The sequence below is a fragment of the Litchfieldia alkalitelluris genome, assembly GCF_002153425.1.
Classification (GTDB): Bacteria; Bacillota; Bacilli; order Bacillales; family Salisediminibacteriaceae; genus Evansella; species Evansella alkalicola.
On the sequence record NZ_KZ119600.1, the window covers coordinates 3,017,605 to 3,032,723 of the forward strand.

At 35.3% G+C, this 15,119-nt stretch carries 13 protein-coding genes; 9 read left to right on the forward strand and 4 right to left on the reverse strand.

What is annotated here, in order from left to right:
* Window positions 1–1,212 precede the first annotated feature (1,212 nt).
* The 3 genes from hprK to BW724_RS14530 all read left to right on the forward strand — a co-directional run bounded on the left by hprK (window position 1,213) and on the right by BW724_RS14530 (window position 4,859).
* Window positions 1,213–2,130, forward strand: a complete 918-nt coding sequence (gene hprK, locus BW724_RS14520) for an HPr(Ser) kinase/phosphatase (RefSeq protein ID WP_088075905.1) — start codon at window positions 1,213–1,215, stop codon at window positions 2,128–2,130.
* Between the two features lie 132 nt (window positions 2,131–2,262).
* Window positions 2,263–3,486: an EAL domain-containing protein gene (locus BW724_RS14525; protein ID WP_235848980.1), complete on the forward strand. Its 1,224-nt coding sequence runs from the start codon at window positions 2,263–2,265 to the stop codon at window positions 3,484–3,486.
* 107 nt (window positions 3,487–3,593) lie between these two features.
* Complete coding sequence (locus BW724_RS14530) at window positions 3,594–4,859, forward strand: ATP-binding protein (protein WP_088075907.1); 1,266 nt, start codon at window positions 3,594–3,596, stop codon at window positions 4,857–4,859.
* A 100-nt stretch (window positions 4,860–4,959) separates the two neighbouring features.
* On the opposite strand, the gene BW724_RS14535 is transcribed toward BW724_RS14530, so the two are convergent.
* Both BW724_RS14535 and acsA read right to left on the reverse strand, forming a co-directional pair.
* Window positions 4,960–6,300, reverse strand: coding sequence for an L-lactate MFS transporter (locus BW724_RS14535; RefSeq protein ID WP_088075908.1), 1,341 nt, complete (start codon window positions 6,298–6,300; stop codon window positions 4,960–4,962).
* A gap of 49 nt (window positions 6,301–6,349) precedes the next feature.
* On the reverse strand, window positions 6,350–8,056 hold the full coding sequence (acsA, locus tag BW724_RS14540; protein WP_088075909.1) for an acetate--CoA ligase: 1,707 nt from the start codon (window positions 8,054–8,056) through the stop codon (window positions 6,350–6,352).
* Window positions 8,057–8,323: 267 nt separating this feature from the next.
* On the opposite strand from acsA, the gene BW724_RS14545 reads away from it, so the two are divergent.
* Window positions 8,324–8,986 (forward strand): LytR/AlgR family response regulator transcription factor, encoded by a 663-nt coding sequence (locus BW724_RS14545; protein WP_088075910.1) that lies wholly within the window; start codon window positions 8,324–8,326, stop codon window positions 8,984–8,986.
* A gap of 117 nt (window positions 8,987–9,103) precedes the next feature.
* On the opposite strand, the gene ilvA is transcribed toward BW724_RS14545, so the two are convergent.
* Complete coding sequence (ilvA, locus tag BW724_RS14550; RefSeq protein WP_088075911.1) at window positions 9,104–10,363, reverse strand: threonine ammonia-lyase IlvA; 1,260 nt, start codon at window positions 10,361–10,363, stop codon at window positions 9,104–9,106.
* A 198-nt stretch (window positions 10,364–10,561) separates the two neighbouring features.
* Between ilvA and BW724_RS14555 the strand changes: the two genes are divergently transcribed.
* Window positions 10,562–10,717: a DUF1540 domain-containing protein gene (locus tag BW724_RS14555; protein ID WP_088075912.1), complete on the forward strand. Its 156-nt coding sequence runs from the start codon at window positions 10,562–10,564 to the stop codon at window positions 10,715–10,717.
* A 204-nt stretch (window positions 10,718–10,921) separates the two neighbouring features.
* On the opposite strand, the gene BW724_RS14560 is transcribed toward BW724_RS14555, so the two are convergent.
* A complete protein-coding gene (locus BW724_RS14560) occupies window positions 10,922–12,157 on the reverse strand; it encodes a DUF438 domain-containing protein (RefSeq protein ID WP_088075913.1) in 1,236 nt (411 codons plus the stop codon).
* Between the two features lie 274 nt (window positions 12,158–12,431).
* On the opposite strand from BW724_RS14560, the gene BW724_RS14565 reads away from it, so the two are divergent.
* The 4 genes from BW724_RS14565 (at window position 12,432) to BW724_RS14580 (ending at window position 15,088) form a co-directional block, all read left to right on the forward strand.
* Window positions 12,432–13,049: a trimeric intracellular cation channel family protein gene (locus tag BW724_RS14565; protein WP_088075914.1), complete on the forward strand. Its 618-nt coding sequence runs from the start codon at window positions 12,432–12,434 to the stop codon at window positions 13,047–13,049.
* Window positions 13,050–13,111: 62 nt separating this feature from the next.
* Window positions 13,112–14,026, forward strand: a complete 915-nt coding sequence (locus tag BW724_RS14570) for a VanW family protein (protein WP_235848981.1) — start codon at window positions 13,112–13,114, stop codon at window positions 14,024–14,026.
* A gap of 125 nt (window positions 14,027–14,151) precedes the next feature.
* Window positions 14,152–14,286: a sporulation histidine kinase inhibitor Sda gene (locus BW724_RS14575; protein WP_088075915.1), complete on the forward strand. Its 135-nt coding sequence runs from the start codon at window positions 14,152–14,154 to the stop codon at window positions 14,284–14,286.
* 202 nt (window positions 14,287–14,488) lie between these two features.
* The gene (locus BW724_RS14580) at window positions 14,489–15,088 is read left to right on the forward strand and encodes a hypothetical protein (RefSeq protein WP_088075916.1); all 600 of its coding nucleotides are present in this window, start codon (window positions 14,489–14,491) and stop codon (window positions 15,086–15,088) included.
* Window positions 15,089–15,119: the final 31 nt, after the last annotated feature.

Below are 15,119 nucleotides of genomic sequence, written 5' to 3' on the forward strand. Positions count from 1 at the left end.
ACACAAAATCATTCAATCTATTGTGGGAGTAGTGTTGTAAGTACTTTTCTATTTCAAACATTAACATTATCTATCATTACTAGTAATTTACATAAAATTCCCCTGTCCCTACTCTCACTTGAGGTTTGGGATTTTAAAACTTTCTTAACATTTCAACCTTTCCATATGGAGAGTTAAGGAATCCTATTATATCAAGGGTTGTAAGGTCGTTTTTGCAACAAAAATAGTGTAAAATGGACAATTTTTCTTTCTTCTTCATTACTAGTAATTTACGCAAAAACGTTGAATCACTATTCCCTACTGGGATTGAACGGTGTTTCTAAACATGGACATTATGTATTTCCTCCTTGTATTCTCCGTGTAATTTTAGTAGAATATATTAGTTTCTCTACCATAGTAACAGAGAAACTAAAAATTGTCCTAGTCTTACTCTCCGTTGAGGTTCGGGTATGTTTCTAAGTGTCCACATTTTGATTTTCTCTATATATTCTCTGTTTTTCTGTTTTATAGTCTCTTCTGATTGTTTGCCAGCACTCTTTGCAATACATGGTTCGATTGCTAGTTGCTTTAATTAACACCTCACAATTCTCACACTTCTTAGCCTTATTTTCACCATGATAATAATCATAATAAAAGCCAATAACTGTGAAGTTATCACCCTTACACTTATATAGTAGATAACTCTGTTAATTATTGCAGTTTTTCGGCACAATCACATTTTCGACATTGACTTCTAAAACCACCCCTACACTTATATAGTAGGTAACTTGGTTAATTATTGCAGTTTTTCCTTAAATTGTCGCATTTTCTCTTCTATAACCTATAGTACTTTGAAACACATGAAAATTTCACTTTTTCGCTAAAACCTCACATTTTACTTGACGATAACGAACAACCCCTTTACAATAAAATTGTAATAAAAATTAGTGTCATGGTTATTGTTTGATTCGTAAATTAATAGCAATAAACCGTTGTATATATGTGTTTGTCAAACTTGACAGGCAAGGGGTCGTTGGTTCAAATCCAATACGGCTCACCATCTAATACATAGTAACCACCTTTGTAAATAAAGGTGGTTTTTTTATTTCTTTTAATAACTCTTAACTGAAATACTAGTTCTCAAAATCTTCAAAATTAACATTACTAGTTTATGGTATGTTAGTAATTGGATATATTTATAAATTAATATATAAGGATCAAGGATGGTGAAAAATGAAACAAATTACTGTAGAAGACATTGTCAATCAATTTTCATTACAGGTTTTGGCAGGGGCAGAATATCTTCGAAAAGCTATTACGAAGCCACGTGTACATCGACCTGGTTTGGAATTTGTAGGGTATTTTGACTTTTTTCCAACCGAACGTGTGCAAGTACTTGGTACTAAAGAAGTAACTTATTTACATAAATTAAGCCACGAAGAACGTAAAACGAGAATTGGTAACATTGTGCATTATCACCCACCTTGTTTTATCGTTAAGGGAAAAGAAGAAGAGCTGACTTATTTAAAACAGCATTGTACATCTGAAGGGATCCCGTTATTAATTACGAAACATGAGCAAAGGACGTCAGAACTTATAGCAAAACTAGAATCATACTTAGCTAATGAACTAGCACCAGAGTTATCCATTCATGGTGTATGTGTTAATGTATCTGGCATAGGAATTTTATTGCGTGGAAAGTCCGGTGTCGGAAAAAGCGAGACAGCACATACTTTAATTGGACGTGGTCATCGTCTTATTGCAGACGATGTTGTCGTTCTAAAAAAAATTAGCCCTACGACACTGCTAGGTACTCACGATGAAAATACGAAAGAATTTCTAGCTCTGAGGAGTATTGGATTATTAAATGTAGTCCGTCTTTATGGACAAAAGGCCTTTCAAGAAAAAACACAGATTGTCCTTGATATCACATTGAAGAAGTGGGAGAAGGATGAGCTTAATAATGAGCTTGACCATGAAGCACGCTTTACGGAATATATGGGAGTACAGATTCCTTCCATTGAAATTCAAGTTCAACCAGGGCGTGATGTTGCAGGTCTAATCGAAGCAGCTGTACAAAATTGGATATTAAAGCAGCAAGGATACAGCGCTGCCGAGGAATTTATGGAGCGGATCGAAAAAGATTACTAATCAAGAAAGGGAAAATTCTTTCTTCAATTAACATGCCTTTCTTCAGGTAGCTTTTATATGAAATAAAGTACCTACACATGGTCAATACTTCTAATTATTGCTATGCTATAATTATGATGTTCCATATGGGAGGTGCTTTTTTTGGATCCATTAGATATCCTACTCAATAAAGATCAGGTTGTTCCGTACTATCAACCTATTATAAGTGCTGATAAACAAATGGTGATTGGCTATGAAGTTTTTGCCAGAATGAATACTAAGGAAGGCCCCCTCAGTCTCGGGAGCTTCTTTCAAGACGAATCAATACCCCTGGAGTATCGTGACGAAATTGATGAATATGTATACACACTTGCCTTGGAACAATTCCTTCATAGCCCAGACCAATATATAGTTTTAAATACTAATATCCATTCTCTACTAAAAGACAACGGGGACCATCTTATGGAAAAACTCTTCACCTATCAAGGAAAGGGACTTTCATTGAATCGAGTTGTTCTTGAGATTAAAGAAAAGGATTATAATACTAACTTTACGGACATCAAACATCTCATTACATATATTCAAAGTACTGGTGTAAATATTGCTATTGGAGATGTTGGAATCTCACACACTAACCTAGAACGCTTGGCAACACTAAATCCGAATATTGTGAAAGTTAATCTTGGTTTTCTCGAAGGAGATACATTACCCGATCTATATCGCGATGTCCTACACTCATTGTCACTCTTAACAAGGAAATTAGGGTCGACTCTTTTATTTGAAGGTATTGATAAATATTCAAAGCTTAACTTCGCTTGGCGCAATGGAGCACGTTACTATCAAGGGTACTATTTGGCAAGTCCTAAACCTTCCTTTGTAGAAGCTGAATTTACTAAGGATACGCTGCAAAAGGAGTTTCATCTATTCATTGAACAAGAACGTAAAAAAATTAAGGCACAGCATGAATTAACTGAAAAGCTTAGCCTTGAACTGAAATCAGTATTAAAAAATATGAAAGCAAACAATAACTTAGATAACTTTTTATTATCTATTGCTAATGCCCTTTCTTCTTTCAGTTTTCGAGTATATATTTGTGACCATGATGGATTTCAGCAAACCTCCAATGCCATAAGGACAAATGAAGGCCTTTGGAAACTTGAGAAGAGTGGTTTTCAAAGAAATTGGAGTTGGAGGCCTTACTTTATTGAAAACATCGTAAAAATGGAATTTAAGAAAAGGGGAATCTTGTCTGATTTATATACAGATATAGAGAAAGATGAAATGATCCGGACATACTCCTATCCATTAGAGGATGGATTATTTTTATTTATTGATATCCCATACTCTTATTTATACGAGCAAGAAGGTTTACTATAAAATCAGTAAATTTGAGTTGTATATTGTTAATTTTTCTCTGATAATAGAAAATAAGGAAATAAATTGACTTTACACTATATCTTATATTAGTGGGAATAGGAGACTCGATGTTACAAGATTTGTTTGTTAATGGATTCTTCCTTTTACTATTTTGTTGTTTCATCCCTCTTATATTAATTTTCAGGAACGAAACGATACGTAAAAGGAAAATTCTCTTAACTACTACTACCTCAGCTGCAATAATTGCCTGTATCAGTTTTCCAATTCAAATGAGCAATGGTATTTTTTTCGATTTACGCCTTGTTGCTCAAATTTATGGTTCGTTATATGGTGGACCAATCGTAGCCATAGTCCTAACAATCGTTAACATTGGATATCGAAGCCTATTTGAAGGATCTGGTGTTATTACTTCTTTAGTCATTGCACCACTTCATTTAATAGTTCTGATACTTATTCGCAAATGGTATTTAAGCTTATCCCTAACCTGGAAGCTTATTAATATCACTATATTAGGTTTAGGCTCTTCACTAATTACAATCTCTATCATCAATTACATGACACAAATGGCCACACCAACGGAAATAGTAATTTATTACAGTGCATTATTTATTTTTGCGTTGATCTTAGTTATTTTTTCTGTTGAAACAATTGAAAAACAATGGTTTATTCAAACAAAAGTCTTCCAATCGGAGAAAATGGAAACTGTAAGTCAGCTTGCTGCATCCATTTCACATGAAATCCGAAACCCATTAACATCAGTAAAAGGATTTCTTCAACTTTTACAAAAATCGGAATTAAAGGATAAGCAAAAAAAATATCTTGAAATATCATTAACAGAATTAGATCGTGCAGAAGAAGTGATTAGAGATTATCTTTCTTATGCAAAACCTGACTCCACCGGTCCTATGATGGTCTTGAATGTAAAAGAAGAAATAGATCGCATTATAAATATATTAAAGCCATTATCTAATCAAAATTCTATACATATTGAGACAGAGGTTAATACGCACTATATTAAAGGAAATCCTCAACATTTTAGACAATGCTTAGTGAATATTGGTAAAAATGCAATTGAATCGATGGAAACTCACTCGAAGGGGACCCTGAGTATAAGTACAGCAAGAGAAGAATCATTTGTCTATATTTCTATAAAAGATACTGGAATAGGGATGACAAAAAATCAAATCGCTCGTCTTGGAGAGCCTTACTATTCGACAAAAGGGGCAAAGGGGACTGGACTTGGTACAATGCTTGTGTACCGTTATATTCAAAAAATGGGTGGGAGTATTAAAGTTAATAGTAAAAAAGGACAAGGAACAGAATTTATTATTCGTCTACCATCAGCTGAAGCGATAAATAGCATACATAAATAAACGAAGGGAAAGAGTGCTCAAAGTAAATCCTTTTTGAGCACTCTTTTTATCATTACTATTAGTTCAAGTTTTCGTTTTTAAGTAGTCAATGCTACCTTTTTTACTGTCGTTGACCTTCTGTTGCATTAGTTCTAATAGTATTTAGCTTCGGACTATATTCTTTCTTTTGAGAAACAGGGGGAAGTCTATTACTATTCTGTGGTTGTTTTTCCTTTTGTACTTGCTTAATTTCTATTTGAAGATAAATAGAAACTATTAAGGCAAGCAAAATCAAAGCAAGGAAAACATAGAATACAGGGATATAACTTTGAGTCACTTCTCTTATTTGCGAGACTAACAACGGACCTAATATTCCGCCTAATGACCATGTTGTTAGAAGAAAACCATGTATTGCTCCAAGTTGCTTCGTTCCAAACAAATCTCCAATAAACGCAGGTAAATTTGAGAATCCACCTCCATAGCAGCTAACAACAAGGAAAACTAGTACTTGGAATAGTAAAATACTTGTAGTGTTTGGAAGAGTAATAAATGCCACTAACTGGAGTGCAAAAAAAGTTATAAAAACAGTTGGACGCCCAATATAATCTGATATAGCTGCCCATGCTAGTCTTCCGCCACCGTTAAAAATCCCCATTATCCCTACCATAGCAGCCGCTCCCGCGGCGGACATTCCAACAACTTCTTGTGCCATTGGCGATGCAACAGAAATCATCATAATACCAGCAGTCACATTAATAAGCATGATACTCCATAACATCCAAAAACGCTTTGTTCTTACTGCTTCTCGAGCTGTAAGTTGTGACAAGTCCTGCTTCATTACTTTTTTGCCAGAATCAATTGCTTTTTTCATTGCATCAGGCATCCAGCCGTTAGGAGGTGGAGCAATGTACAAAGCCCCTAAGAACATGAGTACAAAGTAACATAACCCTAAAAGATAGAATGTAATTGGAATAGTAAGGGATTCCATTAAAAAGGCTGCAACAGGTGCAGTAATCAGGGCCCCTGCACCGAACCCTAGAACAGCCATACCTGTTGCCAAACCTCTCCTATCTGGGAACCACTTAATGAGAGTAGAAACTGGTGCAATATAACCTAAACCCATACCTAATCCGCTAGCAACCCCATAAGTCAAAAGAAAAAGTAATAGAGAATCAACTGCAACTGCCACACCTGCACCTGCCTGACCAATCCCAAACAAGATTGCTGCTAATATTGCAGATTTACGTGGCCCGTTCTTCTCAACGAAAGTTCCAAAAAATGCTGCAGCGATCCCTGCCAGTGCCATCATAATTGTAAAAGAAAACGTAATACCAGTCACGGACCAACCCATTAAATCTCTAATGGGGTTTGTATAAACACTGTATGCGTAAGCTGCACCAATGGATAAATGGATTGAGATGGCAGATAATGCGATTAACCACCTGTTCTTATTAACCTCCATATTTCCCCTCCCTAGTTATATTAAGTTTCTACATACATTAATGCCCCTTTTACTTCTCCATTGTTGACAAATCTCCAGTTGGTAAATTCAATTCCCATGATTTTAAAACCCTTCGCATAATTTTGCCACTTCTTGTTTTAGGTAAAGCATCTTTAAATTCAATTTCCCTAGGTGCTGCATGACCAGCCAATCCCTTTTTCACAAAGTTCCTAATGTCCTCTTCCAGCTCTTTACTTAACTCGTAACCGTCCCTCAAGGATACAAATGCTTTAATAATTTCGCCTCTTATAGAATCAGGTTTACCGATAACACCTGCCTCAGCAACTGCTGGATGCTCTACTAGTTTACTTTCTATTTCAAATGGTCCTACTCTTTCACCAGCTGTCATAATTACATCATCTACTCTTCCTTGAAACCAAAAATACCCTTCTTCGTCCATATAAGCTGAATCTCCTGATACATACCAGTCTTGAAGAAAATAAGATTGGTACTTTTCAGGTCTATTCCAAATCGCCTTCATCATAGAAGGCCAACCTTTTTTAATAGCCAGATTTCCCATCCGATTAGGTGGTAATTTATTCCCCTTGTCGTCCACAATAGCAGCTTCCACCCCTGGGATTGGTTTTCCCATCGATCCAGGCTTTATCGTCATGGACGGATAGTTGCAAATGAGTTGTGCACCTGTTTCTGTCATCCACCATGTGTCATGGATTCTCAGATTCATTACTTCTTTACCCCATTTGACAACCTCGGGATTCAAAGGTTCCCCGACACTGAGCACGTGCCTTAAATTACTTAACTTATATTTCTCTAAGATCTTTTCACCTGCTCCCATTAGCATTCTAAATGCTGTTGGAGCGCTATACCATACTGTCACTTCATAGTTTTCTAACGTTTGATACCAATCATCTGGACTAAATCTACCTCCACGTACGACGTTCGTAACTCCCGCAAGCCAAGGGGCAAAGATACCATAAGATGTACCAGTAACCCATCCTGGATCTGCAGTACACCAGAAAACATCATCATCTTTTAAATCAAGAACCCATTTGGCAGTCTGATAATGCTGGATCATAGCATTGTGCGCATGTAAAACTCCCTTAGGCTTCCCTGTTGATCCAGAAGTATAGTGAAGAATCATTCCATCCTCTCGGTTAACCCACTCAATTTTTAGTGTTGTGCTAGCATTCTTGACCTGACGAAAGTAATCCACAATCATATCACTTTCCTCGACACCTTCTCCTACTATAATGATTTTCTTTAGTTCTGGAAGTTCTCCCACTGGAACACGGTCGACAAGTTCAGGTGTTGTTACAATCACTTTAGCTCCACTGTCTTCAAGACGATCCTTTATAGCTCCCTCCATAAAAGCTTCAAATAACGGACCAGCAATAGCACCAATTTTAATTGTTCCAAGAAGCATAAAGTAAAGTTCAGGAGAGCGTGGCATAAATATAAACACCCTATCCCCTTTCGTAACTCCTATATCCTTCAGTAAATTTCCAGCTTTATTTGATTCTTCTCTTAAATGTTGATAAGAATATTTTTCTTTTCTGTCTTTATCGGAGTAGTAAAGTGCTACCTTGTCTCCCTTATCTGATTCAGCGTGACGATCTACAGCTTCATACCCCATATTAATAAGTCCAGTTTTGTGCCAGCTAAATCTCTTCTCCACCTCTGACCAGTCAAATTCTCGATACTCGTTTTCATAATCCACTAAATTGTAATTTTCCTTTTTTGCATTGAGAGTTTTCATAAACTTCCAAATCCCTCCTTGAGTTAGTTGACTCTAGAAAATTTCTCCTCGAATTAAAACGCTTACATTTTGTTTTTGAAAAAGAATGACTTAGGACACATTTAAACGACCCTTTCGTTTCCACTATAAATATAGTTAAAAACTATTGTATAGGAGTATAATTCATTTGTGCTAATAAATTGACAGATCATCATATAACTGGATAAAATGAGAATATATTTGATTAATTAGAAAATTCCAAATAATAAAAGAAGTGAGGAGGATTTGGTGGAAAATGCTATTATACGTCAGTTTTCTAAATTCATTGAAGACTGGGTCCCAAAAGAGGCATCTATAGCAATTGCAGGTGGAAATAAATATATATCATACATACCGGGGAACCACGATATAAGAATTAAACGAGGCCAAACCATTCCATCTGGTAGTATTACGGAGCGTGTGTATTTACACAAACAAAAAATTGAATCTTTAGTTGATAAATCTGTTTTCGGAACCCCGTATTTTGGTGTTGGGTATCCTCTAGAAGAACCAGAAACTGGCTTCACAGGTGCATTAACTGTAATTCTACCTCCCGAGTATTCAATGGGAGCGAGTTCGACCATCTCTTTTATCGTTGGGAGACAAGATGATATTTGGATTCCATTATCAGTTGACCGAATTGTATATTTTGAAAGTTATCAAAAGAAAACATTCATCTATACGGAGGAGGGCTGCTACACTTCAAAATATCCACTAAAAACATTAGAGCAGCGTCTATCTGAAAACTTTATCCGCATCCACCGTTCTTATATTGTTAATATTGCATATATCAGCCAAATTTCTCGTAATATTTCTTCAAATCTTGAGGTAACTCTATATATGCAGGAGAATACTCTCCTCCCAATTAGTCAGAGCTACGTGCAGAAAGTGAGGAGTATGTTGGGCTTTTAATTTCAATTCAGTGTAGAACTTACGATCTAAAGCGAAGATAAGCAAAAAATAGTGTGCCCCTTCTAAATAGCCTTGGGACACACTATTTCTAATCAGTAAAACGCAAAGTGGATAGATTTAAATAAGTAAATTAAACAATTTCTGATCTTTATTTATTTCTGTATAGGAAAACCCTTTTTTCTCCATTCGTAAAATTAAAGGTTCATAATCCTCTTTATGCTTTAATTCAATGCCAACCAATACAGGCCCTTTATCACGATTATTTTTCTTCGTATATTCAAATCTCGTGATGTCATCCGTTTCACCAAGAACATCACTCATAAACTCCCTCAATGCCCCTGCACGCTGTGGAAAATTCACTATAAAGTAGTGTTTATAACCTTCATAAATTAATGACCTTTCCATCATCTCCTGCATGCGGTCAATATCATTATTTCCACCACTTACGATGCAGACTATATTTTTTCCTTTTATTTGATCTTTATAAAAGTCAAGGGCTGCTATAGGAAGGGCTCCTGCTGGTTCAGCTACGATAGCATTTTCATTATATAATCCTAAAAGAGTTGTACATACTTTTCCTTCTGGTACAAGAATGATATCATCAACGATTTCCTTTGTAATTTCAAACGTTATATTTCCCACCTGTTTAACGGATGCACCATCTACAAATTTATCTATCTTCTCTAGAGTTACTACTTCATTTTTGTCAAGTGAACTCTTCATTGCTGGTGCTCCAGCTGGTTCTACTCCAATAATTTTAGTCTCTGGACTAATACTCCTGAAATAGGAACCGACACCTGATACAAGACCACCACCACCTACTCCCATAAATACATGGGAAATTGGAGCATCAGTATCATCTAATATTTCCATTCCTATTGTTCCCTGACCAGATATTGTTTTATAATCATCAAAAGGATGAATGAAAGACATGGAGTTCTCTTCTCCATACTCCTTAGCCTTGTAGTAAGCATCATCAAAAGTATCTCCCGTAAGAATTACTTCTATGAATGGTCCACCGAAAAACTCCACTCTCGATACTTTTTGTCGAGGAGTAGTAGTTGGCATAAAAATGCTTCCCTTCACTCCTAAAGCTTTACAGGAATAGGCAACTCCTTGTGCATGATTTCCAGCACTTGCACATACTACGCCATTTTGTAATTCTTCTTTAGAAAGACTTTGCATTAAATTATATGCCCCTCTTATTTTAAATGACCTAACCACCTGCATGTCTTCACGCTTTAAATAAACATTACATTCATACCTCTCAGATAATATTTCATCTTTTTGCAGAGGTGTTTTAACCACTACTTCCTTCAATGCTTGATGCGCTTTTATGATGTCTTCAATTTGGATCTTTTTTTCAGTCATATTCATGCTTCAAAACCCTTCCTACTGTTTCTGCCTTTAGCGTATTAGATATATACTATCATAATCATAATATTTTAAAAATAAAAAATAATCCTATTTACTTAATTTTTGTTAAAAATTAAGTAATGTTACTTATACAAGGGAAATTTTTATAGGATAAATGGTGTTAAATTAGTTTATCCTTTAATTATGGGGGTGATTTTCATGGCAGTAGATGTACTATGTGAAGTTAACAACTGTAAGTTTTGGGCAGATGGAAATAAGTGTGCTGCTGACCGCATCTATGTAGTGAGTCATACTGGGAAAAAAGCCAAAAAGCAGGAAGAAACAGACTGCAAAACCTTTGATCCAGGGCTATAGATAGTAAGCGAAATCCCATTGGTCATCGACCACAAGATTAATTTTTTATTCTAATAGAGACTGGGACAGAAGTATTTTAACATATGAGAAATTTGAACATTCGCTTTTAGAGGAAAAGAAATTTCGTCTATTTCCTGTATTATAGTGAATCGTTCGCACCTCTCGTTAAAAAACTTTAGTTATGTCCCAGCCTCTTCCTTCATTTTATGACATCAATCTCTTTTCACCTGTAACACCTTGCAGTGGTTTAATATCTTGCTTCATTTCTAATGTTCCCCTATAGGCTCCTTGTTCATCACGGACAGCGAAATAGCGAATAAATACAAACTTCTCCTTAAATTGTATCCAGAAGTCTTCCATGTCCTTCCTGCCTGATTTAAAATCCTCAAGAAGTTCATCCACGATATGTGCACTCTTTGGTGGATGACAGTTCTGGACAGAACGACCTATCACTGACTTTGTACGGTGAAAAATGGGATCCTTCCCATGTGAGAAAAATCTTACGATATCATTCTCATCGATATACGTAATATCTATTGGAAGATGACTCATCATCAATTCCATTTGTTTAACAGATAGTAAACCTGTTTCCATTTTAATCATACCATCTTGTAGGAACGCATTTCCTTCTGTTAATGATTCTCTTTTAGGCTGCCATGGTTTCGGAGGTTCGATGAATGTATATCCAATAACATCACCCTCCCGCTCAATTTTCATCCACTCGTCTTCTGTTAAATGATCTAAAGACATTGGGAAAAGAATATTTTCTTCTTTAAAAATCATTTCACTCACTTCATCAATAATGTACTGAATATCTTGAATGAAAGTTTCTTGATTCCATGAATCCTCTTTAATAGTTTTCAAAGCTCCTTTAATAGCTCCACGAATCCTATCATCCACCCCCCACATTACTTTGGTAGGGCCAAAAATCCCGTATTTCTCTAAATAAGGAAATAGCAAATTTTCTTTTCTACTGTAGTGCAAATCAATATCTAGAAGACTTTTTAAATCATTCTCTATTTTTAATACGTTATCATCTGATGCATTTTTGATAAATTGCTCTAAATGGAGGCTCAATTTAAAATTAACTAGTCGATCAATTTCTTTGTTTTCTTGAATAAATGTATGAACTGGATGTCCTGGTTCTTCTGTTTTATCTTCTATACCATGAATTTCCTCAATGGATCCTTTAAATACTTCTGTATGGACTGAACATAATCGTTGGACTTCAGATACAGGTATACCCTCTTCTTCCATTAAAGCTTGTTCCATTTTAGATATTTCACTGACACTAATGTCCCCTACGGCTTCTTCAAACTTTGCTTTTACCTCTTCAACAGGCTTACCATCATGGAGCTCTTTCATAATTACTTTTAACATTTCCTGACGTTCTGAACTTTCCAATTTGTTTTTCTCACGATTATTGATCACTTCGCTCATGACTTATATACCCCTCTCTATATCACATATGGAATGTTTATTAGAACTTGATTCCGTAATTAAGAATGTTTCTCATTCTCATTTTATAGATTGGGGATATTACCAGCAGTGACTTAGGTCACATTAATGGTCTACATGGTAGACTAATCACTTCACTTCTATAGAAGTTCCTTAATCTTTTTATACAACACTTAACCGTTCTTTCTTGTCTGATATGTATTTTTGCTATATGATGTATTTTTACTAGTTACATAGATTAAGGAGAATTCTGATTATGCATTGGGAATTACTAAATATTATAGGAACAATTGCTTTTGCCATGAGTGGTTTAATAGTCGCTCTAGAAGAAAAATATGATTTAATGGGGGTCTATGTTTTAGGCTTTGCAGCAGCTTTTGGAGGTGGAGCAGTGAGAAACTTGCTCCTCGGTATTCCAGTATCAGCATTATGGGAGCAAGGACCACTCTTTATCATTGCATTTATCGTTATGACGATTGCTTTCTTTACACCCCGTTTATGGCATCACTATTGGAAAAAATGGGGTTTCTTTTTTGATGCTATTGGTTTATCTGCCTTTGCTATCCAAGGTGCTTTATTTGCAGTTGATATGGGCCACCCAACTAGTGCTGTAATTGCAGCAGCTGTTCTTACTGGGACAGGCGGAGGGATTATCCGTGATGTTCTTGCAGGTAGAAAGCCACTGGTATTAAGGAAGGAAATTTATATTGTATGGGCTGTTTTTGGTGGATTCTTTATTGGTATAGGACTTGTCAATTCTAGTTGGTCCCTAATCTTGTTATTTATTAGCATTATTCTTTTAAGGATGCTTTCTGTCAATTACAATTGGAAGCTTCCTGTTCATATTTCTCATGATAAATCTGCTTCATTATAAATTTGTATTATCTACATGAAAATTACCCTCCTAACTCATAATATTTTTTAGGAGGGTTTGTTTTGAAAAATATACTATTAATTCTTTCATTATTTGCTGTTCCACTTCAACACGACAATTTAATCCTTATGCACGATGAACAAATATTGGCAAGTGTAAACAAAGCTGCCTATTATTCCCCAATTTTTGGTGACATCCAGATAGACGATTCTGCTTTTGAGCAACTAAGTCTAAAGATATCTGAACAAGTTTATAAAGAACCAGTCAATGCATTCATTAATGATTATGAACAGATTGAGCCAGGTAAAACTGGTCATATACTCGATGAACAAACTTTTAAGAAGGAATTTCAAGCGTATTTCTATGAAGGTAAGCCCGTACAGATGACTATACCCACAATCCCTATCCATCCGAAAGTAGATAGTGAATTACTAGCAAACATTATGGTCAAAAAAATGAGTGACTACATAACTTACTTTAATAAAAATAATTACGAACGATCACACAACATCACCCTTGCTGCTGAGGCAATTAACAACACTGTAGTTTTTCCTAATGAAACTTTTTCGTTCAATGAAACTGTAGGTGAAAGAACCCTTGAAAAAGGCTACCTACCTGCACCAGTCATTGTAAAAGGGGAACTGTTTGATGGAATTGGTGGTGGAATATGTCAAGTCTCCTCCACTTTATTTAATGCTGTAGATCGTGCAGGGGTGGAAATGGTTCAAAGATATTCTCATAGTAGACGAGTACCATACGTCCCACCTGGAAGAGATGCAACCGTTAGCTGGTACGGACCCGACTTCACTTTCAAAAATATTCACAATCAACCCATATTAATTAGGGCAAAGGTTGCTGCTGGCAGGGTCTTTATCCAAGTTTTCTCATCTGACGTGGTGAACTTTGAACCTAGATTTGTTCCAGGTGCACCTAGTAAACTTCCTGAAGAAGTAAGAATTGATGTTCTAGGCGATTAAACTATCTATAAACTATAAAATAATCGTATTAAATAATTCATATAATGGTAACAATTGAGACCACTATAGAATAAGTTTTTTATTTAAAATAATATCTATACGATTTATTTTCTAGGAGTGATAAGATGGAGTCATTACATGACAATATGTTAATACAAGCTTATTTAGACGCTAAAGAGTTTCAATTATCTCCTGAATTTATAGAAATTATTAAAAGTGAAATTCATAAACGAAACCTCCACCACGTTTTTGAAATTTAATTAACTTATTATGAATAACATGAGGCTCTCCCCAATGGTCATTTGAAATATGATTTATGAGGGAGAGCCTCATTTAATTATTTTGATAGAAGTGCAAGTACTCCTTATTCTTTTTACTTTTAATACTTTTGTATAATAGGAAATTTGAATAAAAGAAAGTATGATAAAAATGATTGGCATAATCAATACGGAGGTGGTAAAAATGAGCGAGCATATTGAAGTTGAAGACAATGAGGAAGTTGTTGAGAATCCTGAGAAGAAAAGCACAGTCAGCTACTTTCAATATTTTATTGATTCACTAAAAAAGCCTGACAACATATTAGGCAACGAAGAAAAAGGACTACAGACTTATGGATTAATCAACCTTGGAGTACTAATTGGACTAATTATTCTGAGTAACTTTTTTTATAGAATAAAGCTATTTAGTAGCGTTAGTTGGCTAGATGTAGGCTTTACTACAAGCTTAACTATTGGTATTGCCTATGCCATACCAATAGGTGCTATTCTTTATATAATGAGCTGGTATGCTAATAATCATGGTAACAAACTAAATATTTCCTATTTTTTTGAAAAGTTAGGGGCTGCCATGTCCTTGCCTATTGCACTGATGATAATATCTATTCCAATAACTTTAATTACAATAAACCCTGGCACATGGATTCGGTCACTAGGTATTACATTTATATACATTGCTGTTTTTTGGATTAGTTATAAGTTTGCGAGTAAAGATAATATTAAAGTTGCTACTATATTTTTTGCCGGTTTTTATTTAACCTACAGAATAATAAATTTTATTTTCTAAATAAAAGTCATTGGGAGGGAGACAGTGTCAA

What these genes read in the sequence shown, in the direction of transcription:
- BW724_RS14580 (WP_088075916.1), top strand. Translation starts at nt 14,489, where the DNA reads ATGAGCGAGCATATTGAAGTTGAAGACAATGAGGAAGTTGTTGAGAAT.
- BW724_RS14575 (WP_088075915.1), top strand. Translation starts at nt 14,152, where the DNA reads ATGGAGTCATTACATGACAATATGTTAATACAAGCTTATTTAGACGCT.
- BW724_RS14560 (WP_088075913.1), bottom strand. Translation starts at nt 12,157, where the DNA reads ATGAGCGAAGTGATCAATAATCGTGAGAAAAACAAATTGGAAAGTTCA.
- BW724_RS14565 (WP_088075914.1), top strand. Translation starts at nt 12,432, where the DNA reads ATGCATTGGGAATTACTAAATATTATAGGAACAATTGCTTTTGCCATG.
- BW724_RS14535 (WP_088075908.1), bottom strand. Translation starts at nt 6,300, where the DNA reads ATGGAGGTTAATAAGAACAGGTGGTTAATCGCATTATCTGCCATCTCA.
- BW724_RS14530 (WP_088075907.1), top strand. Translation starts at nt 3,594, where the DNA reads ATGTTACAAGATTTGTTTGTTAATGGATTCTTCCTTTTACTATTTTGT.
- ilvA (WP_088075911.1), bottom strand. Translation starts at nt 10,363, where the DNA reads ATGAATATGACTGAAAAAAAGATCCAAATTGAAGACATCATAAAAGCG.
- hprK (WP_088075905.1), top strand. Translation starts at nt 1,213, where the DNA reads ATGAAACAAATTACTGTAGAAGACATTGTCAATCAATTTTCATTACAG.
- BW724_RS14555 (WP_088075912.1), top strand. Translation starts at nt 10,562, where the DNA reads ATGGCAGTAGATGTACTATGTGAAGTTAACAACTGTAAGTTTTGGGCA.
- acsA (WP_088075909.1), bottom strand. Translation starts at nt 8,056, where the DNA reads ATGAAAACTCTCAATGCAAAAAAGGAAAATTACAATTTAGTGGATTAT.